Annotated in this window: 6 protein-coding genes; 1 reads left to right on the top strand and 5 read right to left on the bottom strand. The window is 60.0% G+C overall.

The window, feature by feature from the left end; genetic code table 11:
* The coding region (locus HV355_RS24165) for a hypothetical protein (protein WP_240516136.1) at positions 1-67 on the top strand (67 nt) is incomplete at its 5' end.
* Positions 68-207: 140 nt separating this feature from the next.
* Here HV355_RS24165 and HV355_RS05880 read toward each other — a convergent pair.
* The 5 genes from HV355_RS05880 to HV355_RS05860 form a co-directional block, all read right to left on the bottom strand.
* Positions 208-1,377 (bottom strand): HlyD family efflux transporter periplasmic adaptor subunit, encoded by a 1,170-nt coding sequence (locus HV355_RS05880; RefSeq protein WP_174341028.1) that lies wholly within the window; start codon positions 1,375-1,377, stop codon positions 208-210.
* Positions 1,378-1,387: 10 nt separating this feature from the next.
* Positions 1,388-3,580, bottom strand: coding sequence for a type I secretion system permease/ATPase (locus HV355_RS05875; protein ID WP_182401201.1), 2,193 nt, complete (start codon positions 3,578-3,580; stop codon positions 1,388-1,390).
* Positions 3,577-4,980: a TolC family outer membrane protein gene (locus HV355_RS05870; RefSeq protein WP_182401199.1), complete on the bottom strand. Its 1,404-nt coding sequence runs from the start codon at positions 4,978-4,980 to the stop codon at positions 3,577-3,579. The genes HV355_RS05875 and HV355_RS05870 overlap by 4 nt, the downstream gene beginning before the upstream one ends.
* 79 nt (positions 4,981-5,059) lie before the next feature.
* A complete protein-coding gene (locus HV355_RS05865; protein WP_182401197.1) occupies positions 5,060-16,492 on the bottom strand; it encodes a BapA/Bap/LapF family large adhesin in 11,433 nt (3,810 codons plus the stop codon).
* A gap of 740 nt (positions 16,493-17,232) precedes the next feature.
* Positions 17,233-17,589, bottom strand: coding sequence for a hypothetical protein (locus tag HV355_RS05860; protein ID WP_042713370.1), 357 nt, complete (start codon positions 17,587-17,589; stop codon positions 17,233-17,235).
* Positions 17,590-17,598: the final 9 nt, after the last annotated feature.

The raw sequence follows: 17,598 nt of genomic DNA, 5'->3' as shown, positions 1-17,598 counted from the left end.
ATACAGCACGAAAGTGGGGGTGATCGACCTGAAGAAAAAGTCGATCACCATGGGTAAAGGATGTTAAAAAGTGTTCACCATGTCCCCGAACACCTGTCTACCATGTCCCCGGACCGTACACCCACAGGGAGAGGGAGAAAATCATAGCGAATTTTCACTCCATGCGGATGTAGGCCGGGTAAGGCGGAGCCGCCACCCGGCGATTGACTACCGCTCCCTCAGCGCCTCTTTCGCCCGGTTAAACGGCTTGATCATATAATCCAGCACCGTTTTCTCTCCGGTCTTAATGTCCACCGTCGCAATCATCCCCGGCACAATCGAGAAGTGCCTGCCCGCCTTATTCACCAGGTAATCCTGGCTGGTGCGGATAAATACCCGGTAATAGAACACTTCCGGCTTCGCTTCGTCCTGGATGGTATCCGGTGAAATGGTCTCCACCACGCCATGCAGCCCGCCATAAATCGCGTAATCGTAGGCGGTGATTTTGACCAGCGCTTCCTGATTAGGGTGGATAAAGGCGATATCGCGCGGCGACAGGCGGGTTTCAATTAGCAGGTGATCGTCCACCGGTACGATCTCCATCAGCTCGCCGTTGGGCGGGATCACGCCGCCGATGGTGGTCACTTTGATGTTTTTCACAATGCCGCGCACCGGGGATTTCACCGTCAGACGCGTCACCGAATCTTCACGCCCTTTGAGAATGGCGGAAACCATATCCACCTCCGCGTTGGCTTTGGAGAGCGCCTCGCGCGCCTGAACGTAATACTGCGAGCGCACGTCGGTCAGCTTGAGTTCCAGATCGCTTTTCTGCCGCTGCAGACGCAGCACTTCCACGTGGCTGGCGGCACCGGTTTTGACCAGCCGCTGGGTGATCGCCAGCTCTTTATTGGCGAGATCTAACGCCGAGCGCAGCTCGCGCTGGGTATCTTCAAGCTGTGCGCGACGTGAGTTATACAGGCGCGTTTCAGCCCCGATCAGATCCGTCCATTTCGCCAGCGAAGGCGGGAATTTCAGCGGCAGATCGTTCACTTCGGCATACAACCGGACGCTGGAGGCGAGTGATGCCCGGTAGCGTGCCGCGCTTTCGCCGACGTTCGATTCCGAACGCGTCGGATCGAGCCGCGCCAGTACCTGTCCAGCCTGAACCTGATCCCCTTCGTGCACGTTCAGTTCCGTCAGGATCCCGCCGTCGAGCGACTGTAAAACCTGCTCGCGCGAGCTGGGGATCACTTTGCCGGTTCCGGTGGAAACTTCATCCAGAATGCCGTACCACGCCCAGACGCCAAGCACCACAAACAGCAGCAGAGAGAAGATGACAATCCGCCGCGCGCCGGTGTAGCCGCTTTCGGAGTCGAGGGCGTTATCCAGATCGTCCATTGCGGCAACGTCACGCTGACTGATTTTCATTTTTCCACTCCCGTCCGGTTGCTGCCTGCTGTTGCTGCATGCGGCTGTTGCTCAGGGCCTGCGCTTTTGGCGCATCCATCACCAGCATCCCTTCTTTCAACACCACCACGCGCTCCACCAGCTCCAGCACCGGGACGCGGTGGGTGGCGACAACCAGCGTACGGTTGCCAAGCCAGGCGGTGAGGCGCTGGATAAATTCCCGCTCGGTATGCTCGTCAAGCGACGCCGTGGGTTCGTCCATCAGCACGATATTCGGATCGCGCAGAAGCATGCGCGCCAGCAGAATGGACTGCCGCTGCCCGCCGGACAGCCCCACGCCATTCTCCATAATCGGGTAGTCCAGCCCCTTCGGCAGCTTCTGCACAAAGCTGGCCGCGCCGCACATCTCCAGCACTTCAAAAATCTCTTCATCGGTGGCGCGCGGCATACCCAGCGTGATGTTCTCGCGCAGGGTGCCGTAAAACAGCCGCGCGTTCTGGGTCATAAAGCCGACGTTACGCCGCACGTCCGCCACGTCGAGATGGGGCAGGCTGAAGTTGTCGAGCCGCAGCTCGCCGCCCGCCAGATCCATCCCGCCTGCCATCGCCTGCAGCAGGGTGGACTTGCCCGCGCCGTTGCGCCCGAGGATCGCCACTTTCTCGCCAGGTTTGATCTCCAGACGGTTAATGCGCAGCGCCATGCGAGGATCTTCCGGGTGATAGCGGAACTGCGCCTGCTCGAAGAGGTAATGGCCGCGCAGCACGTCCTGGCGGATCGGCGTCTCTTCGCGCTGGTTTTCGGTGGGCAGCTGCATAATGCTGTCCAGCCCCTCTTTGGCTGCCTTCACCTGTTGCCAGCGGGCCAGCACGCCGCACAGCGTCGCCATCGGAGCGATCATGCGGGAGGCCAGCATAGAGGCGGCGACCACCGAGCCGGTGGTTAACGTTCCGTCGATTACCATCGGTGCGCCGACCACGATGACACCTGCGTAGACCAGACTTTGAATGGTCATCCCCCAGTTGATCAGGTTCTGCGTCAGCTCGCGGGTGCGCAGGCCAGATTCCGCGGTGATCTGGATATAGCTGTTCCACTGCTGCAAAAAGCGGTTTTCCGCCTGCATCAATTTGATGTCCTCCAGCCCCTGCACGCTCTCGACCAGCACCGCGTTGCGCAGGGTGGATTCGTGTGCCGACTGCTTCGCCAGCTCCGCCAGCCGCTTTTGCAGCAGCAGGCCGGGCAGCACCATAATCACCGCCGCAACCGGGGCGATCCACGCCAGCTGCGGCGCGATGATCGCCAGCACCACCACAAAAAGGAGGAAGAAAGGCAGGTCAACAATCGTGGAAATGGTAGAGGAGGTGACCATTTCGCGGATCTGCTCCAGCTCGCGCAGCTGGGAAATGAAGCTGCCGGTGGAGCGAGGGATGGCGCTGTTGCGCAGTCGTAGCGCATGACCAAATACGCGATCCGACACGCGCAGATCCGAGCGCTTGCCCAGCAGATCCATAATGTGTCCGCGCGCCACGCGCAGCACAAAACCAAACAGCGTGGCGATCAGCACCCCGATAGTCAGAACGTACAGCGTCGGGTAGGACTGAGCCGGGATCACCCGGTCGTAAACCTGCATGGAAAACACGATCCCCGAAAGCGACAGCACGTTGATAAACAGCGCGGCGAGCATGACCCAGCTGTAGGGGCGCAGATCGCGCATCACCAGCCGGTAGAGCCAGTCCGGGCGATATTTAGAGATATAGGCATCCACCCGGCTGTCCTTCAGGGCGGCCAAGGGACGCAGGGCGATCACATGGCGGATGGCCGGGAGCATGGCCGCCATCGACAGGCGGTTGGTGTGCGTGTTGTCGTCGAAAAAGCTGACCTCAAGCGTGTCCTCGCCGTCGAAATGTTCAATGACGCCGATTTTCCCCTCGCTCAGCTCCACCACGACGGGCAAACGCCAGCTATTAATAGACTGCCGATCTGCCGTCAGCAGATCAAATGACAGTCCGGCCTCGCGCGCTAGCTGGGTGAGGGCTGGCACCATCGGTTTACCTTTCAGCCACGGCGCACCCGCCATCAGCGCGCCGGGTGAACAGGCTACGCGATAACGCGTTGCCACGTAGCCAAACGCCTGTGCCCACTGTTCCAGCGCATCATCCGTCATGTTTTCACCCTGCGGGATATCACGTTGCTTCATGGCTGGATCTCCACAGTCTGGATGGTGCGGTTATCAAGTTCGAACGCGTGACGTAAGCGCCCGGTGTTGTACAGGCAGTTGAGCTGAAGCTGATGCAGCTGTCCGGCGGTTTGCTGCTGGGTGAAACGCGCCTGATAAACCTCCTGTTCGGCGTTTAACACGTCGAGCAGCGGACGCGAGCCGAGGTCGAGATACTGCTGTTGATACAGCTCGCGGGTGCGGGCGCTGAGCGCTTCCTGACGCCCCTGAATTTGCAGCGTGGCCATCAGGCTCATTACCTGGCTGCGGGCTTCGAGCAGTTTTTGCCGCACGTCGAGGCGGGTGCGCTGAATGGTGGACTGCGCCGACTCGACCGCATGTCCGGCCGCATTGCGTCGGGCGGTCAGGCCGCCCCCCTGATAGATCGGCATCTGCACTTTTACCCAGGCGGAATACTGGGTGCGATCCCGCGTTTCGTTGCCCGCATAGCGGTCGTTAAGGTAGTGGCGTACTTCGGGCTCAAGCGAAATGGTTGGCGTCATCTGCGCGTTGGCATTGTCAAGGTTGGCCTGGGCGACGTTGGCCTGCGCCCAGGCCGCTAACACGGCGGGCACCAGACGATCGTCCGGCTCGGCGATGTCGCAGCTGCGGGCCAGGCTCTGCGGAAAGTCGTTGCTGACGACGTTCAGGCTGTCCCAGCCCAGAAAACTCATCAGCGTGGCGCGGGCGCTGTCGAGGCTGGCCTGGTACTGCATCAGCTGGGCGCGCGCGCCTTCGATACGGGCATCGGTCTGCACCACGTCAGAGAGTGAGGTGGCCCCTTCGTCATTGCGCAGCTTCGTCAGCTTTCCGATAGAGGAGAGGGCATCAAGCTGCTCTTTGGCGGTGTCTACCATCTGCTGCAAGGTCTGAACCTGCACCATGGCGATGGCGGTATCGTGGGCAATGGTGTCAATGCTGACCAGCACGTTAGCCTGCTGCTGGGCGACGCCCGCGCTTTCGGCGCGCACCTGGCTCGCCACTTTGCCGAAGTCGTAGAGCATTTGCGAGAGGGAGAGCACCAGCGACGGCGTGAAGCCGTTGTCGTCACCGTCGTGGGTATAGCCGTTCTCCATTCCGGCATTGATTTGCGGATAGTATTTCGATTTGGCGACGTCCACGTTTTCGCTCTGCTGGTAGAGTTTACCTACCGCTTCGCTGATGGCCGGGTGCCAGGTGACGGCACGGTTTACGGCTTCGCCCAGCTGCAGCGTGCCGGGCGCGGCTTTCGTGGCCACCGGGGCCACGCGGCCGTTCAAAGAGGGGAGTTCCTGCGTTTCGCTGAGTTGTTCGGCATTGATCGTTCCCGCCGGGTTGGCAGCTAGAGCGGGCACAGATATCAGGCAGCACGAGAGCCACCAGTAAGGCATCTTCTTTCCCATGTCTTGTCCCTAATAAAATGGTACAGCTTTATTGTTGTGCCCGGGCGCTGTGCGCCCGGGTCAGGTGGTTCTGTTGCTATCAGGTAATGATGTGCTGCTGGTTTACAAGCTCGTCGTAGGTGGTCTGAACGTTATCCAACGTAACGAGTGCAGATTTAGTGTAGGCGGCCCCCGTACCGTCACGGTCGATGGAGATCACAGTATTGCCACCGCTTTGTGAAACAGTGAGATAGTTACCCAACGTCGACGCGCTGCCGTTCCAGCCCACCAGCAGATCGCCAATGTCGATCTTGTCTCCCTGCGCCAGCGAGAAGTTGGTCCAGTGGTCGCCCGCGCTGTTCCCCGCCGTTGCGTTACCTGCCGTGCTGTTCAGCACCTGGTAAATCAGCGTATCGCCGTAAGCCGTACCGGTAATGACGTCGTTGTGTTCAGAGCTGATGAACTGCGGCGCCATATTGATGGTCAGCGAGGCGGTATCCGTTTTACCGGTCGCGTCGGTCAGGGTGTAGTTAAAGACCTCCTTCGAGGTGATGGTTGAGAGCGATACCCCGGCGTTGAGGCTGTAGGTGTAATGACCGTCTGCCGCAATCGCCAGCGTGCCGTAATGGCCAACAATGTTCACCGCAGTGCTGCCGGTGTAAGGATCCAGGGTGGTGGTCACGCCGTTGTAGCCCGTGATGCTCAGGCGAGTATCCACCGAGTGCAGCTGATCCATTGCCCCGGCTGAGTCGGTGCCGTCAAAGATGTTGCCATTGACGGTATGACCGCTGGTGGAGTCGAACTGGGTCAGGGAGTAGGCGGTGCCGCTGACGCTTGGGGTAATGGTGATATTCCCCGCAGCCAGTGGGCCCATTTTGCCGGTATAGCTGAGCGTATAGGTACCTGCATCCAGATCCAGTCCCGTCAGGTTGATGGTGGCTGTGCCGCCCAGCAGCAGCCCGCCGTTGAATGAACCACTTCTTACGGTGGTCGCGCCATTGGTTATCGTCCAGTCCACCGTCAACCCGCCCAGAGAAAGGAGCGATGCGACGTTAAAGGTCAAGACCACGTTGTGCAGGGCCGTATTCGGATCCACCACGAAGGTACCGTTTCCGCTACCCTGGGTTGATGCCAACAGCGCGGCGTTCCAGCTCGCCGTCCCTACGGTTGTATCCGAGTAGGCCGTCGTATGGTGTACCGAGGTCACGTCCATCGCGGTGCTGACATCGTTCACCGCATCCATCGCTCGCGCGGTTGGGGTGATGTTGAGCGAGGCCGTATCTTTGGCACCGTTCGGCGCGGTAATGGTGTAGACGAAGGTATCCGGCGTGCTGATGTGGTCAGCGCCAACGCCGCTCTTCAGGGTGTAGGTGTACTGACCGGACGCGTTAATGGAGAGCGTGCCGTATTCCCCCACGATGGTGGTGAGGCCGCTGCTGTTTACCGCCACGCCGTTTACTTCCGTCACCAGCGTGCCGGATGGCGCGACGTCATCCGCCAGCACATCCCCGGTGGTGCTGGTACCGACGCTTGCCACGCTATAGACGTGGTCTTCCAGCACGTTCAGCGTATAGGCCGTCAGCGCGGTGATCCCCGCCGCCGTGTTCAGGAGGAAGAGGTACTCCCCAGACGGCAGATTCAGCGTCAGCGTGGACGAGGTACCGCCCAGCAGCGGCGCGCGAAGCCAGCCCGGCTGAACGCGCATCTGCTCGAAGGTTTGGGTCGCATCGTTGAACTTATAGATGTACAGGTCAAACACCGAGGCCAGCGCTACGCCCCCCACGGAGGCCTGAATGGTCATGGTGCGGGTGGTGCCTTCCTCCACGCTGTAGATGATCGGATTGCTCAAATCATCCAGCAGATTCAGGCCCAGGGTATTACCGAGGTTAATCCCGACCACGGTAAAGCCGCCCTGCGACGAGGTGCCGTTGTTAATGGCGCTCACGGTGGTGTCAAAGGTCAGCGATGCGGTGTCATCTACGGCCACGATGCCGCTGGTGGCCGTGCCTGTTCCCAGCGACAGCACCAGGTTCGCCGAGGCGCTGGTTCCGTTGTGGGAGATGGTGTAGGTGAAGTTCTCCGTACGGCCAATCACCGAGGCGCTGGTATTCGTCAGGGTATAGGTGTAGCTGCCGTCGCGGTTGATGGTCAGCGTACCGTACTGCCCCTGAATTGCCGTGCCGTCGGCGGTGACGCTGGTGGTTACCCCCAGCGCGTTAGTGACGGCGGTAACCGTGGTGCCCGCCGGGGCGTTATCGCTACCGGTAGTCGGGTCAACGTCGAGGATGACGTTGCCGCCCAGGCTGGTTTCGCCGGTGACGGTGCCTGCGCTGGTCTCTTTCACGCCCACATCAATGCTGGTGTAAGAGCCTGTCGCCAGCAGGTTGGTGTTGTAGCTCAGGACGCGATACTGACCGTTGGCCAGGCCGTTCAGGTTCAGCGAAACGCCGGTCGCCCCGAGCGTGAGCAGATCGGCAAACTGCGGCTGGCCGGTATCCACTACCGTTGTCCAGGTGTTGTTGACGCTGTCGAACCGCTGCACCACCAGTTCAAGGGTATTGAGCAGCGACAGCACTGCACCCGTGGCGTTGGCGTTGACGGTGATGTCTGCGCTGCCGCCGCTGCCCACCGTAAAGCCGACCTGCGCGGTGTCATTGCCGAGCAGCGTCAGCGCGTTACCCAGCGCGCCCACCAGCAGGAAGCCGTAATCGCTGTACTGCGAGTTGGTGACCGTTGCGGTTGTGGTGAGGTCCAACTCTTCAACGTTGCTGCTGGCCGACAGCGGCACGACCGGGGCGAGGGCCGATCCTGGCTGCGAAACGTTACCTGCGGCATCGGTCGCGGTGACCTGCAGCGTCTGACCTTCGGTCTGTTTATTGAGGAAGGTATAGCTGTAGGTACCGTTGCTGCCTGCCGTTGTGGTCACCGTGCTGCCATCTGCCAGACGGATGGTGACAGTGCTGCCCGCTTCGGCGTTACCCGTCAGGACGCTACCGTCGGCGTTAAAGCTGCCGGTTGGCGTGTTTGGCGCGGTGAGGTCGACAATCACCGTCGTGGCGGAAGAGAACGGACCGGTTCCCGAGCCGTTACTCGCGGTGGCAGTAAACGCATGGGAGCCTTCGCTCATCGCCGGAGTGGTGAAGGTCCAGTTGCCCGATCCGTCGGCGACAACGCTGCCCATTGCGACGCCGTTATTGTAGAGCGTGACGGTGGCGTTAGGCTGCGCCGTTCCGCTGAGGGTTGGCGTGGTGTCATCGGTCGTTTTGCCGTTGGTCAGATTACCGGTGACCGTACCGACGTTGTCGGTAATGGTGGCGATTACCGGCGCGTTCGGCAGCGTCGTGAACGGCGCGGTAACCGATGCGCTCACACCGGCGTTTCCGGCTTTGTCGGTGGCGTAGACCACCAGCGACTCTCCTCCCGTCTGCGCGGGGGAGATCGTGGCGTTAAAGTTGCCGCTACCGTCCGCTACCGCCGTACCGAGGACCGTACCGGTGCTGGTGGTGATGGTAACCGTGCTGCCCGCTTCGGCGGTACCGGTGACGTGCGTCCCGTTGGTGATCACCGCCAGGCCGGTAGGAACCGCTGGCGGCGTCAGGTCAACGGTGATGGTGGTGACCGACGATGGTGCGCTGGTGTTGCCTGCCGCATCGGTCGCCGTGGCGGTGAAGTTATGTTGCCCCTCCGCCAGCGTGGTGCTGGTTTGCGGTAGCGTCCAGTTCCCGTTGGCATCGGCCGTCACGGTACCCACGAGCGTCGTACCGTCATAGATGCGAACGGTGGCGTTGGCTTCCGCGGTGCCGTTGAGCGTAGGGCGCGTGTCGTTGGTCGGGTTGCTGCCCGTCACCGGACCGGTGACGGTGCCCACGTCATCGACAACAGAGCTGATAACCGGCGCGGTTGGCGCGGTTGCGTCAACGTTAATCACATATCCAGGGGTTTGCGCACTGGCATTACCTACCGGATCGGTCGCCGAGAAGGTCAGGCTGTGCGAGCCGTCGCCCAGCGCCGGAGAAGGGGTAAAGCTCCAGTTTCCGCCGGTCGCAACGAAGCTGCCTATCTGCACGCCGTTATCGAAGATTTTCACCGTAGAGCCCGCTTCTGCCGTGCCCGTGAGCGTCGGCTGTGCATCGTTGGTTAAGCCACCGTTGGCGATTGGCGTGGCGGCGTTACCGACGTCATCCGTGATGCTTGTCAGCACCGGCAGCGCTGGCGGCGTGGTGTCGATGGTCAGCGTGAAGGTGGCTGATGACGCGCTGGTATTGCCCGCCGCATCGGTGGCTTGTGCCGTAAAGCTGTGCGGGCCAGTCGCCAGCGTCGTGTTGAGCAAGATACTCCAGTTGCCGCTGGCGTCTGCAGTGCCCGTGCCGACAAGCGTTGTGCCTTCATAGATGTTCACCGTAGCAAACGGCTCGCTGGTGCCCACAAGACGCGGTACGGTGTCGTCGGTGCTTTGCCCTGAGCCAAGCGCGCCCGTCACCGTGCCGACATCATCGATAGCCTGCGAGATAACCGGCGCGTTCGGTGGAGTGGTATCGACAATCAGCGTAAAGGCCGGTGAAGCCGGGCTGACGTTGCCTGCCGCGTCGGTTGCCGTGGCGGTCCAGGTATGGCTACCGCTGCTGAGCGGGTTAGCAGGCGTGAAGCTCCATACGCCACTGCCGTTGGCCTGAACGGTTCCGACCTGCTGACCATTTTCATAAAGGGTGATAGTAGCGTTGGCCGCTGCGGTTCCGTTCAGCGTTGGCGTAGTGTCGTCGGTACTTTGCCCCGAGGTCAGTGGGTTGAGAACGGTACCCTGGTTATCCGTTGCTGGCGTAAAGACCGGTGCCAGCGGTGCGACGGTATCCACCGTCAGATTAAACGCTGGCGAGGTGGCGCCGGTGTTACCCGCCGTATCGGTGGCGTTGAAGGTGATGGCGTGCAGCCCTTCACCGAGCGCCGTGCCCGGGGTAAAGGTCCAGTTCCCCTGAGCGTTCACCACGGCGGTGCCAATTTCAGTGCCATCCACAATCACATGAACCGTCGCACCGACTTCGCCCGTGCCGTTGAAGGTTGGGCGCGCATCGTTGGTGCTGTTGCCGGTGAGGAGCGTCCCGGTGACCGGCCCGACATCGTCAATGACAGTCGTTACAACCGGCGCGTCAGGGCCTGCGGTATCCACGGTGAAGGCGAATACCGGAGAGTTAGCCGAGACGTTGCCTACGGCATCCGTGGCGTTGACGCGAATGTTATAGTTGCCATCGCCAAGCGCAGTGCCAGGCGTAAAGGTCCAGTTGCCGTTGCTGTCTACCGTGGTGGTACCAATCTCCACCCCATTATTCAGAATGTGGATTGTACTGCCCAGCGCACCTGTCCCGCTCAGCGTCGGTGTATTGTCGTTGGTGACCTGGCCGGCGGTAAGATTACCGGTCACGCCGCCCGCCACGTTGTCGTTAACCGTATCGAGCGTCGGCACCGTTGGCGCCGTCAGGTCGATGTCAACGCTCCAGGCGTTGGAGGTCTGGCTCACGTTGCCCTGCGGATCGGTGGCTTTGACGGTGAAGGAGTGAGAGCCTTCCACGAGGGCGGTTTCAGGCGTAAAGGTCCATGCGCCGGTGACGCTGTCTGCTGCCACGACACCGATCTGCGTTGTGCCATCATAAATAACGACGACACTGCCCGCTTCCGCCGTCCCGGTCAGGGTTGGCGTGGCGTCGTTGGTTGGCGCACCGTTAGGTACTACGGTCGCGGCATTCCCCGCGTCGTCGGTCACGCTGGTGATCACCGGCGTCGTGGAGACGGTGTCAACGGTGATGGTGATGCCCGTAGAGAGTCCGCTCGCGTTGCCCGCCGGATCGGTGGCCCGGACCGTCAGGGTATGATCGCCATCAGCCAGCGCTGGCGGGGTGTAAGTCCATGTACCCGTTGCGCCGACGACCACGCTGCCTAACGGAGTACCGTTATTGTAAATGGTAATCGTATCACCCACGTTCCCCACGCCGTTCAGCGTTGGGCGGTTGTCGTTGGTGGTCTGGCCGTCGCTCAATGGCCCAATGCCCGGACCGACGTCATCAATGATGGAGCCGATAGCCGGTGTGTCGGGTGCGGTCAGGTCAATGGTGACGGTTGCGGCAGGAGAGCGTCCGCTGGTTTCGCCGCTAACAATATCCGTCGCGGTGACTTCAAAGGTATGTGGACCTGCTGTCAACGGGAAGAGCGGGGTGTAACTCCAGTTGCCGCTTCCATCCGCAACCACGGTTGGCGGCACTGCCAGTACGCCATCCTGATAAATCGTGATGACGGCGTTAGGTTCTGCTGTCCCGGTCAGCGTAGGCGAGGTGTCATCAGAGGTTTTGTCTTTCACATTGCCCGTGACCGGTCCAACGTTATCGTTAATAGCCGTAATGATCGGTACGTCCGGAAGGTCCAGCGGCGAGTCGGTGACGACAAAGCTTGCACCTGGGCTGGTGTTCCCCGCGGCATCCGTGGCGGTCACCTTCAGCGTGGTGGCATCCAGCTGTGCCGGGCTGAGCGCAATGGAGAAATTGCCACCGGTGGCTACGCCGGTGCCGAGGACCGTCGTACCGTCTGCGGCATACACGGTGATGGTGGCTCCCGCTTCAGCGGTCCCGGTAAGCGGGGTGCCTTGCTGAGTAATGGCGAGGTTGGCTGGGTCTGCCGGAATACCCGTATCGACGGTGACCGCCAGGTTCGGAGAGCTACCCGAAATATTGCCTGCGGGATCGCGGGATGAGACCGAGAAGGTGTGCGGGCCATCAGGTAAGGTACTGTCGGCGGTCCACGTCCAGATACCGTTTTGAGGAACCGTTACGGTAATGGTTGATGGCGTCCCATCCACTGAAACGATGATTGTTGAGCCCGGCTCGCCGGTACCGCTGAGAGCCGGGGTGCCGTCGCGCGTATAGAGGGTACCGTTTGTCAGCTGGCTATCAGAAACCGCGTCGATAGCTGGCGTCGCGGGAGCCTGCGTATCGATCGTCACGGTAAAGACCGGGCCTGGCGCACTGACGTTACCTGCGCTATCCACTGCCGCAACGGTAATATTCAGCGGGCCGTCCGTTTGGGCCGTCGGAAGCGTGTATGTCCATTGGCCATTGACGATATCCACGCGCGCCAGTTCAACACCGTTGTTGTAAATGATCGCCGTTTCACCGTCAGGACCGGTTCCGCCGATCGTTGGGGTGTTATCCGTCGTAGAACCACCGTTTTGTGCACCACCGATGGCCGCGATAACCGGTGTATCGGGCGCGATCGTGTCTACCGTAATGGTGATGCCGGTTGACGGATCTGATTCGTTGCCCGCCTCATCGGTGGCCGTGGCGGTATATTCATGCGTGCCTTCCCCAATGTTGCTCTCAGGGCGCCAGCTCCAGTTGCCGTTTCCGTCTACCGTCACCGTGCCTACGGCTGTCGTCGTTGTGCCGCCATCGCGGCTGTCATAGATGGTGATCACGTCGTTTGGCGTACCTGTTCCGCTCAATACCGGACGCGGATCGTTAGTGGTTTCGCCGTCGGCTACGGGGCCAGTGATCTGGCTCACGCTGTCGGTCACGACCGGCACCGTTGGGGCCAGAGGGGCTTCAGTATCAATGGTGATCGTCACCGGTGTGGACGGGGCGCTTTCGTTGCCTGCGCCATCCTGATTGGTGACCGTCAGGGAGAGATCGTAGGTCCCGTTACCCAGCGGTGGGTTCGGCGTCCAGGTCCAGTTGCCGTCACTGTCCACCAGAGATTCACCGATTTTGGTCGTGCCATCATAAATATTCACCACGTCACCCGGGTTGCCCGTTCCGCTCAGGGTTGGCGTGGTATCGCGGGTCGTTTCACCCGGGTTCAGTGCGGTACCTGGCGTGCTGCCGTCCGGGTTTACGGTGATATCCGGTATCGCCGGTGTATCAGGCGCGATGGTATCAATGGTGAGCACGAACGGAGGCGAAATCGTCGTATTACCGGCATCATCCGTGGCGTGCACCGTCAGGGAGTGTGGGCCGTTGGTTAGCGGGGTGGTTGGCGTGAATGTCCATGTTCCCCCCGTTACAGTCGCTGTGCCGAGCAGGGTATTACCGTCATAAAGCGTGATGATGGTGTCCGCCGGTGCCGTCCCCTGCAGCTGAGGCTGGGTGTCGTCCGTCGTATCACCGTCCTGAAGCGGGTTCTGCACCGGACCCACGTTATCCAGCGCTGTCTCAATAGTGGCCGCCACCGGTGGCGTAACGTCGACCGTCAGCGTAAAGCCGCCGGATGACGGGCTGGTGTTACCCGCCGCGTCGGTGGTGACGGCGGTCAGGGTATGCGGCCCCTCGCTCAACGGCGTTGTGGGCGTGAAGGTCCACGCACCGTTGCTGTCGACCAGCGCGGTACCAATGGCGTTGCCATCAAGACGAATGGTGACCGTTGAACCCGGCTCGGCGGTACCGTTGAGCGTCGGGGTGGCGTCGTTTGTCGTTTCACCGGTATCGAGCGGGCCGGTGCGTCCAGGGGCATCATCCACGACCTGCGTAATGACCGGTGCGACCGGCGCAGTGCCATCAACGGTGATGCTCCAGGGATTTGAGGATCCGCTCGGGTTACCTGCTCCATCGACCGCCGTTGCCGTCAGGACGTGACCGCCATCAGGCAGCGGTGCCGTTGGGGTAATGCTCCATTCACCGGACGCCGGAACGGTCACGGTACCGATGACGGTGCTGCCGCTGGTAACGGTAATGGTTGTACCGGGTTCACCCGTCCCGTTGATGGTGGGCGTCCGGTCGTTAGTGAGGCCATTCTGGGCGACAGGACCCGTGGTGGCCTGCATATCATCCACCACGGAAATAATCACCGGCGTTTGCGCAGGCGTGATGTCCGGCGCAACGGTAGGAGTTGTTGGCCCCGTGTTGCCTGCGGCGTCGGTGGCATCTGCGGTCAAACTTTCGCCGTTGGCTTTTGGCGGCGTGAGCGTGACGCTGAAGCTACCGTCATCATTGGCTTTGCCTTGACCCACCGTGACGTTACCTTCACGAATAGTCACCGTACTGCCCGGTTCAGCGGTGCCCGTGACCGTTGTGCCGTCGCCGGACACGACGACGTTATCCGGCGCGAGAGGTGGCGTCGAATCAGGTGCAGTGGCCGTAGCCGGCAGGCTAACGTTACCGCTGTCATCGGTTGCGATAACCGTCAGCACTTCGCCGTTTGTCTGGGCCGGGCTAATTGGCGTGCTAAAGGTCCCGTCGCCATTGGCTGTCGTTTCGCCGATGACTGTGCCATCCGGGGCTTTAATGGTGACGGTACTGCCCGGTTCTGCCGTCCCGCTGACGCTTTGACCATCGTCGGACACCACGAGGTTGCCGGGCAGGGCTGGCGGGGTGGTATCGGCCGCAGTAGCGGTCGCTGGCGTGCTCTGGTTACCTGCAGCGTCAGACGCCACCACGGAGATCAGCTGGCCGTTGGTTTGCGCAGGGGTAAGCGGGGCAACAAAGTTACCGTTGCCGTCCGTGGTCGTACGGCCAATGACGTCTCCGTCGCTGTTGGTGATCACAATGCTGCTGTTGGGCTCGGCGGTGCCGGTAATCTGCGTGCCAGCCGGATTCAGAGAAATGACGGGTTGATCCGGCGGCGTGGTGTCAACGATGAAATTAATCGGCTGGGACAGGCCGCTCTGGTTGCCTGCCGCATCGGTTTCACGCACCGTAATCGAGTGCGCGCCTTCTGCAAGAGGTGATGTCGGGGTCAGGCTCCAGGTGCCGTTAGGCTGCACCGTGGCAGTCCCTACGAGCGCGCCATTATCGTAAACGGTAATGGTGCTGCCAGGTTCACCTCTGCCCGTCAGACGCGGCTGTGAGGCATCCGTAAACTGTCCTGCGCTGATGGCACCTTTGAGGCTTCCGGTATCATCATTAACCACGAATGCAGACGGCGTAGACGGCGCGGTGAGATCCACGGTAAGGGTAAACGCCGGGGAGGCTGGGCCGGTGTTGCCTGCGACGTCGGTGGCACGCACGGTCAGCTGATGGCTGCCTTCGCTGAGGTTCACGGAGGGCGTAAACGTCCAGCTTCCGTTAGCGGCTACCACGGCGGTACCGATAGCGATACCGTTGTCATAAATGGTGACGGTTGAGCCTGCTTCTGCGGTACCGGTGAGCTGTGGCCGCGGATCGTTGGTACTGCTGCCATTGCCCAGCGTACCGGTAATGGGGGCGACATCATCAACAACGCTGATGACGACCGGCGCCGTCGGGGCGACGGTATCGACGATAAAGGTCACGGCGGTCGATGGCGCGCTGGTGTTGCCCGCCGCATCGGTTGCCGTGGTCGTGATGGTGTGGCTTCCGTTGGCGAGATTGCCTGCTGGGGTAAAGCTCCAGTTGCCGTTAGCATCCACTTTGGTGGTGCCGATCTGGGTGCCGTTATCGTAAATGGTGAGGGTGGTTCCGGCTTCGCCAATGCCGCTGAGGGTAGGGCGGGCGTCGTCAGTGCGCTGGCCATTGTCCAGCGGGCCCGTTTCCGTGCCGACGTTATCGTTTACGATGAGAAGGTTTGGCGCATCCGGCGCGGTGGAGTCTGGAGCGGTGACCTGACCAGGCTGGCTGGTGTTGCCCGCGGTGTCCGTCGCGGTGGCGGTAAGCTGCTCGCCGTTGGTCAGCGGTTTACCCAGTTCAATTGTGAATGTGCCATCGCTGCCTGCTTTCCCGGTGCCGACCACGTTACCGTCGGCATCTTTTAACGTGACGGTGCTGCCCGGTTCAGCGCGACCCGTGACGGTGGTGCCGTCATCCGATACCTGCAGATTGGTGGGTGCATCCGGTGCGGTGGTATCGGGCGCGGTGACGTGCCCGGCCTGGCTGGTATTACCGGATGAATCCGTCGCGGTAGCGGTGATCACCTCGCCGTTGGTCAGGGGCTTATCCAGCACGATGGTAAATTTGCCGTCATTGCCCGTTTTTCCGGTGCCGACCACGTTACCGTCGGCATCTTTTAGCGTGACGGTGCTGCCCGGCTCCGCGGTACCCGTGACGGTTTTGCCATCGTCGGAGAACTGTAAGTTGGTTGGCGCGGTTGGCGCCGTGGTATCGGGATCCGTCGGCGTGCCCGGATTGCCGGGGTTGCTGTTGTCATCATCGTCACCGCCACCTCCTCCGCCGGTGCCCGCCGCGATGGCAATCCCACCCGCTACCGCAAGACCACCCAGCACCCATGGCCAGACGGCGGCACCGCCTGCATCACTCCCTGACGCGGCAAGTAATACGTCCGTGGAGGCGATTGATTCGTATGTGGCGGCCCCGGTAGGGTCTTCAATCCACCACAGCGCGCCGTCACTCTCCTCCAGCACCAGCTGGCTCACGCCCTGGGCATCCGTGACGTAGAAGTTTTTCAGGGTGATCACCTCGCCGGAGTGCAGCGTCACCACCAGATCGTTACCGCTACGGGCAAAATGAGAAATATCGGTTCGCTCTACGTGTAGCTCCACGATAGAGGAATGGCTCAGCGTAACCTGGGTGCCCTCGGTGGTGGTTTCCACGCCAGTAAGTTTCGATATAACAGAGATTTGGCTCATTTAGTCATTACTCCAGACGAGTTGTCGTGAACGGCGTGCAAGATGAGCCATCTGTTTATGAAGGGAAAAGCGCGCCCCCGGCGGAGTCACTGCAATTAAGCAGTACTCACCGTATTTTTTTTAGAGCGAACGATGCCCGCCAGGATATAGAGTGGCAACATCAGAGCGAATCTATTTATTTGATGGAAAATTATTGCGTATTCTTTTTTTTGTGCTCTAGATAACCCTGTAATTAATAGAGGAATTAATCCGAAACGGTATGAAAATGATATAGTCAGAAAAGTCTCGATATGCAAATTAAGCTGCTGTAAATACAGGTGGATATTGTGAAGTTGGCATTAATATATTGATGTTAATTATCGATGCAAATAATCAACCCTCTGTTTTTAAAGATTTTTTATTAAGGGTTGGTGTGTTTTTAAACGTTTCTTGAGAAGTAAATTAATGCGGAAGAAAGAAAGTTACCCGTTATTTTAAATTATATTGTTTATGGTTACTTAATGCACATTTAAGTTAGGGTAACATTTTTGATGTAAGATATATTATGTTTTTTAAATAATGAAATATATTCTGGTGCGCAGACAAATTCCTGCTAATTAGAGCGCGCTAAACGTCGTTGAGAGAAGGGTAAATACATTCGGTTGATAGCAACACCGATCTTTTTCTGCACGCCACGCGGGTATCTTGCGTCTTTATTCGGAGAGACAAAAAAAAGGCCGCTAACGCGGCCGCTTTGGGGATTACTCAGTGACTTTCTTTTCTAACTCACTGGCACCCTGTTTGGTTTTATTCCAGCCTTTCTCAGCACCTTCTTTGGTGGCATCCCACCCCTTTTCGGTGCCTTCTTTGGTTTTATGCCAGGCTTTCTGGGAGTCTTCGCTGACCTTGCTGCCAAAGCTTTCGCTTTTACCTTCTGCGGCATGCTCGTTTTTCAGCTTCAGTTCTTCACCTTTGTTCTGCTCTTCGTGCAGTTTTTGCTTCGCGTCGTTGGCGTTTGCTTTCGCCGCGGCGACAGTGTCGTCAGTTGCATGTGTGGTCGCAGCAAAAACGGGGGAAGCCAGCAGAACGGCAGATAATGCGATAATTGTTTTTTTCATAATATCCTC

This window comes from Enterobacter sp. RHBSTW-01064, from assembly GCF_014103035.1.
In the GTDB taxonomy this organism is placed as follows: Bacteria; Pseudomonadota; Gammaproteobacteria; order Enterobacterales; family Enterobacteriaceae; genus Enterobacter; species Enterobacter mori.
The sequence above is the reverse complement of the archived record's forward strand: the minus strand, read 5'-3'. Positions and strand labels throughout refer to the sequence as shown.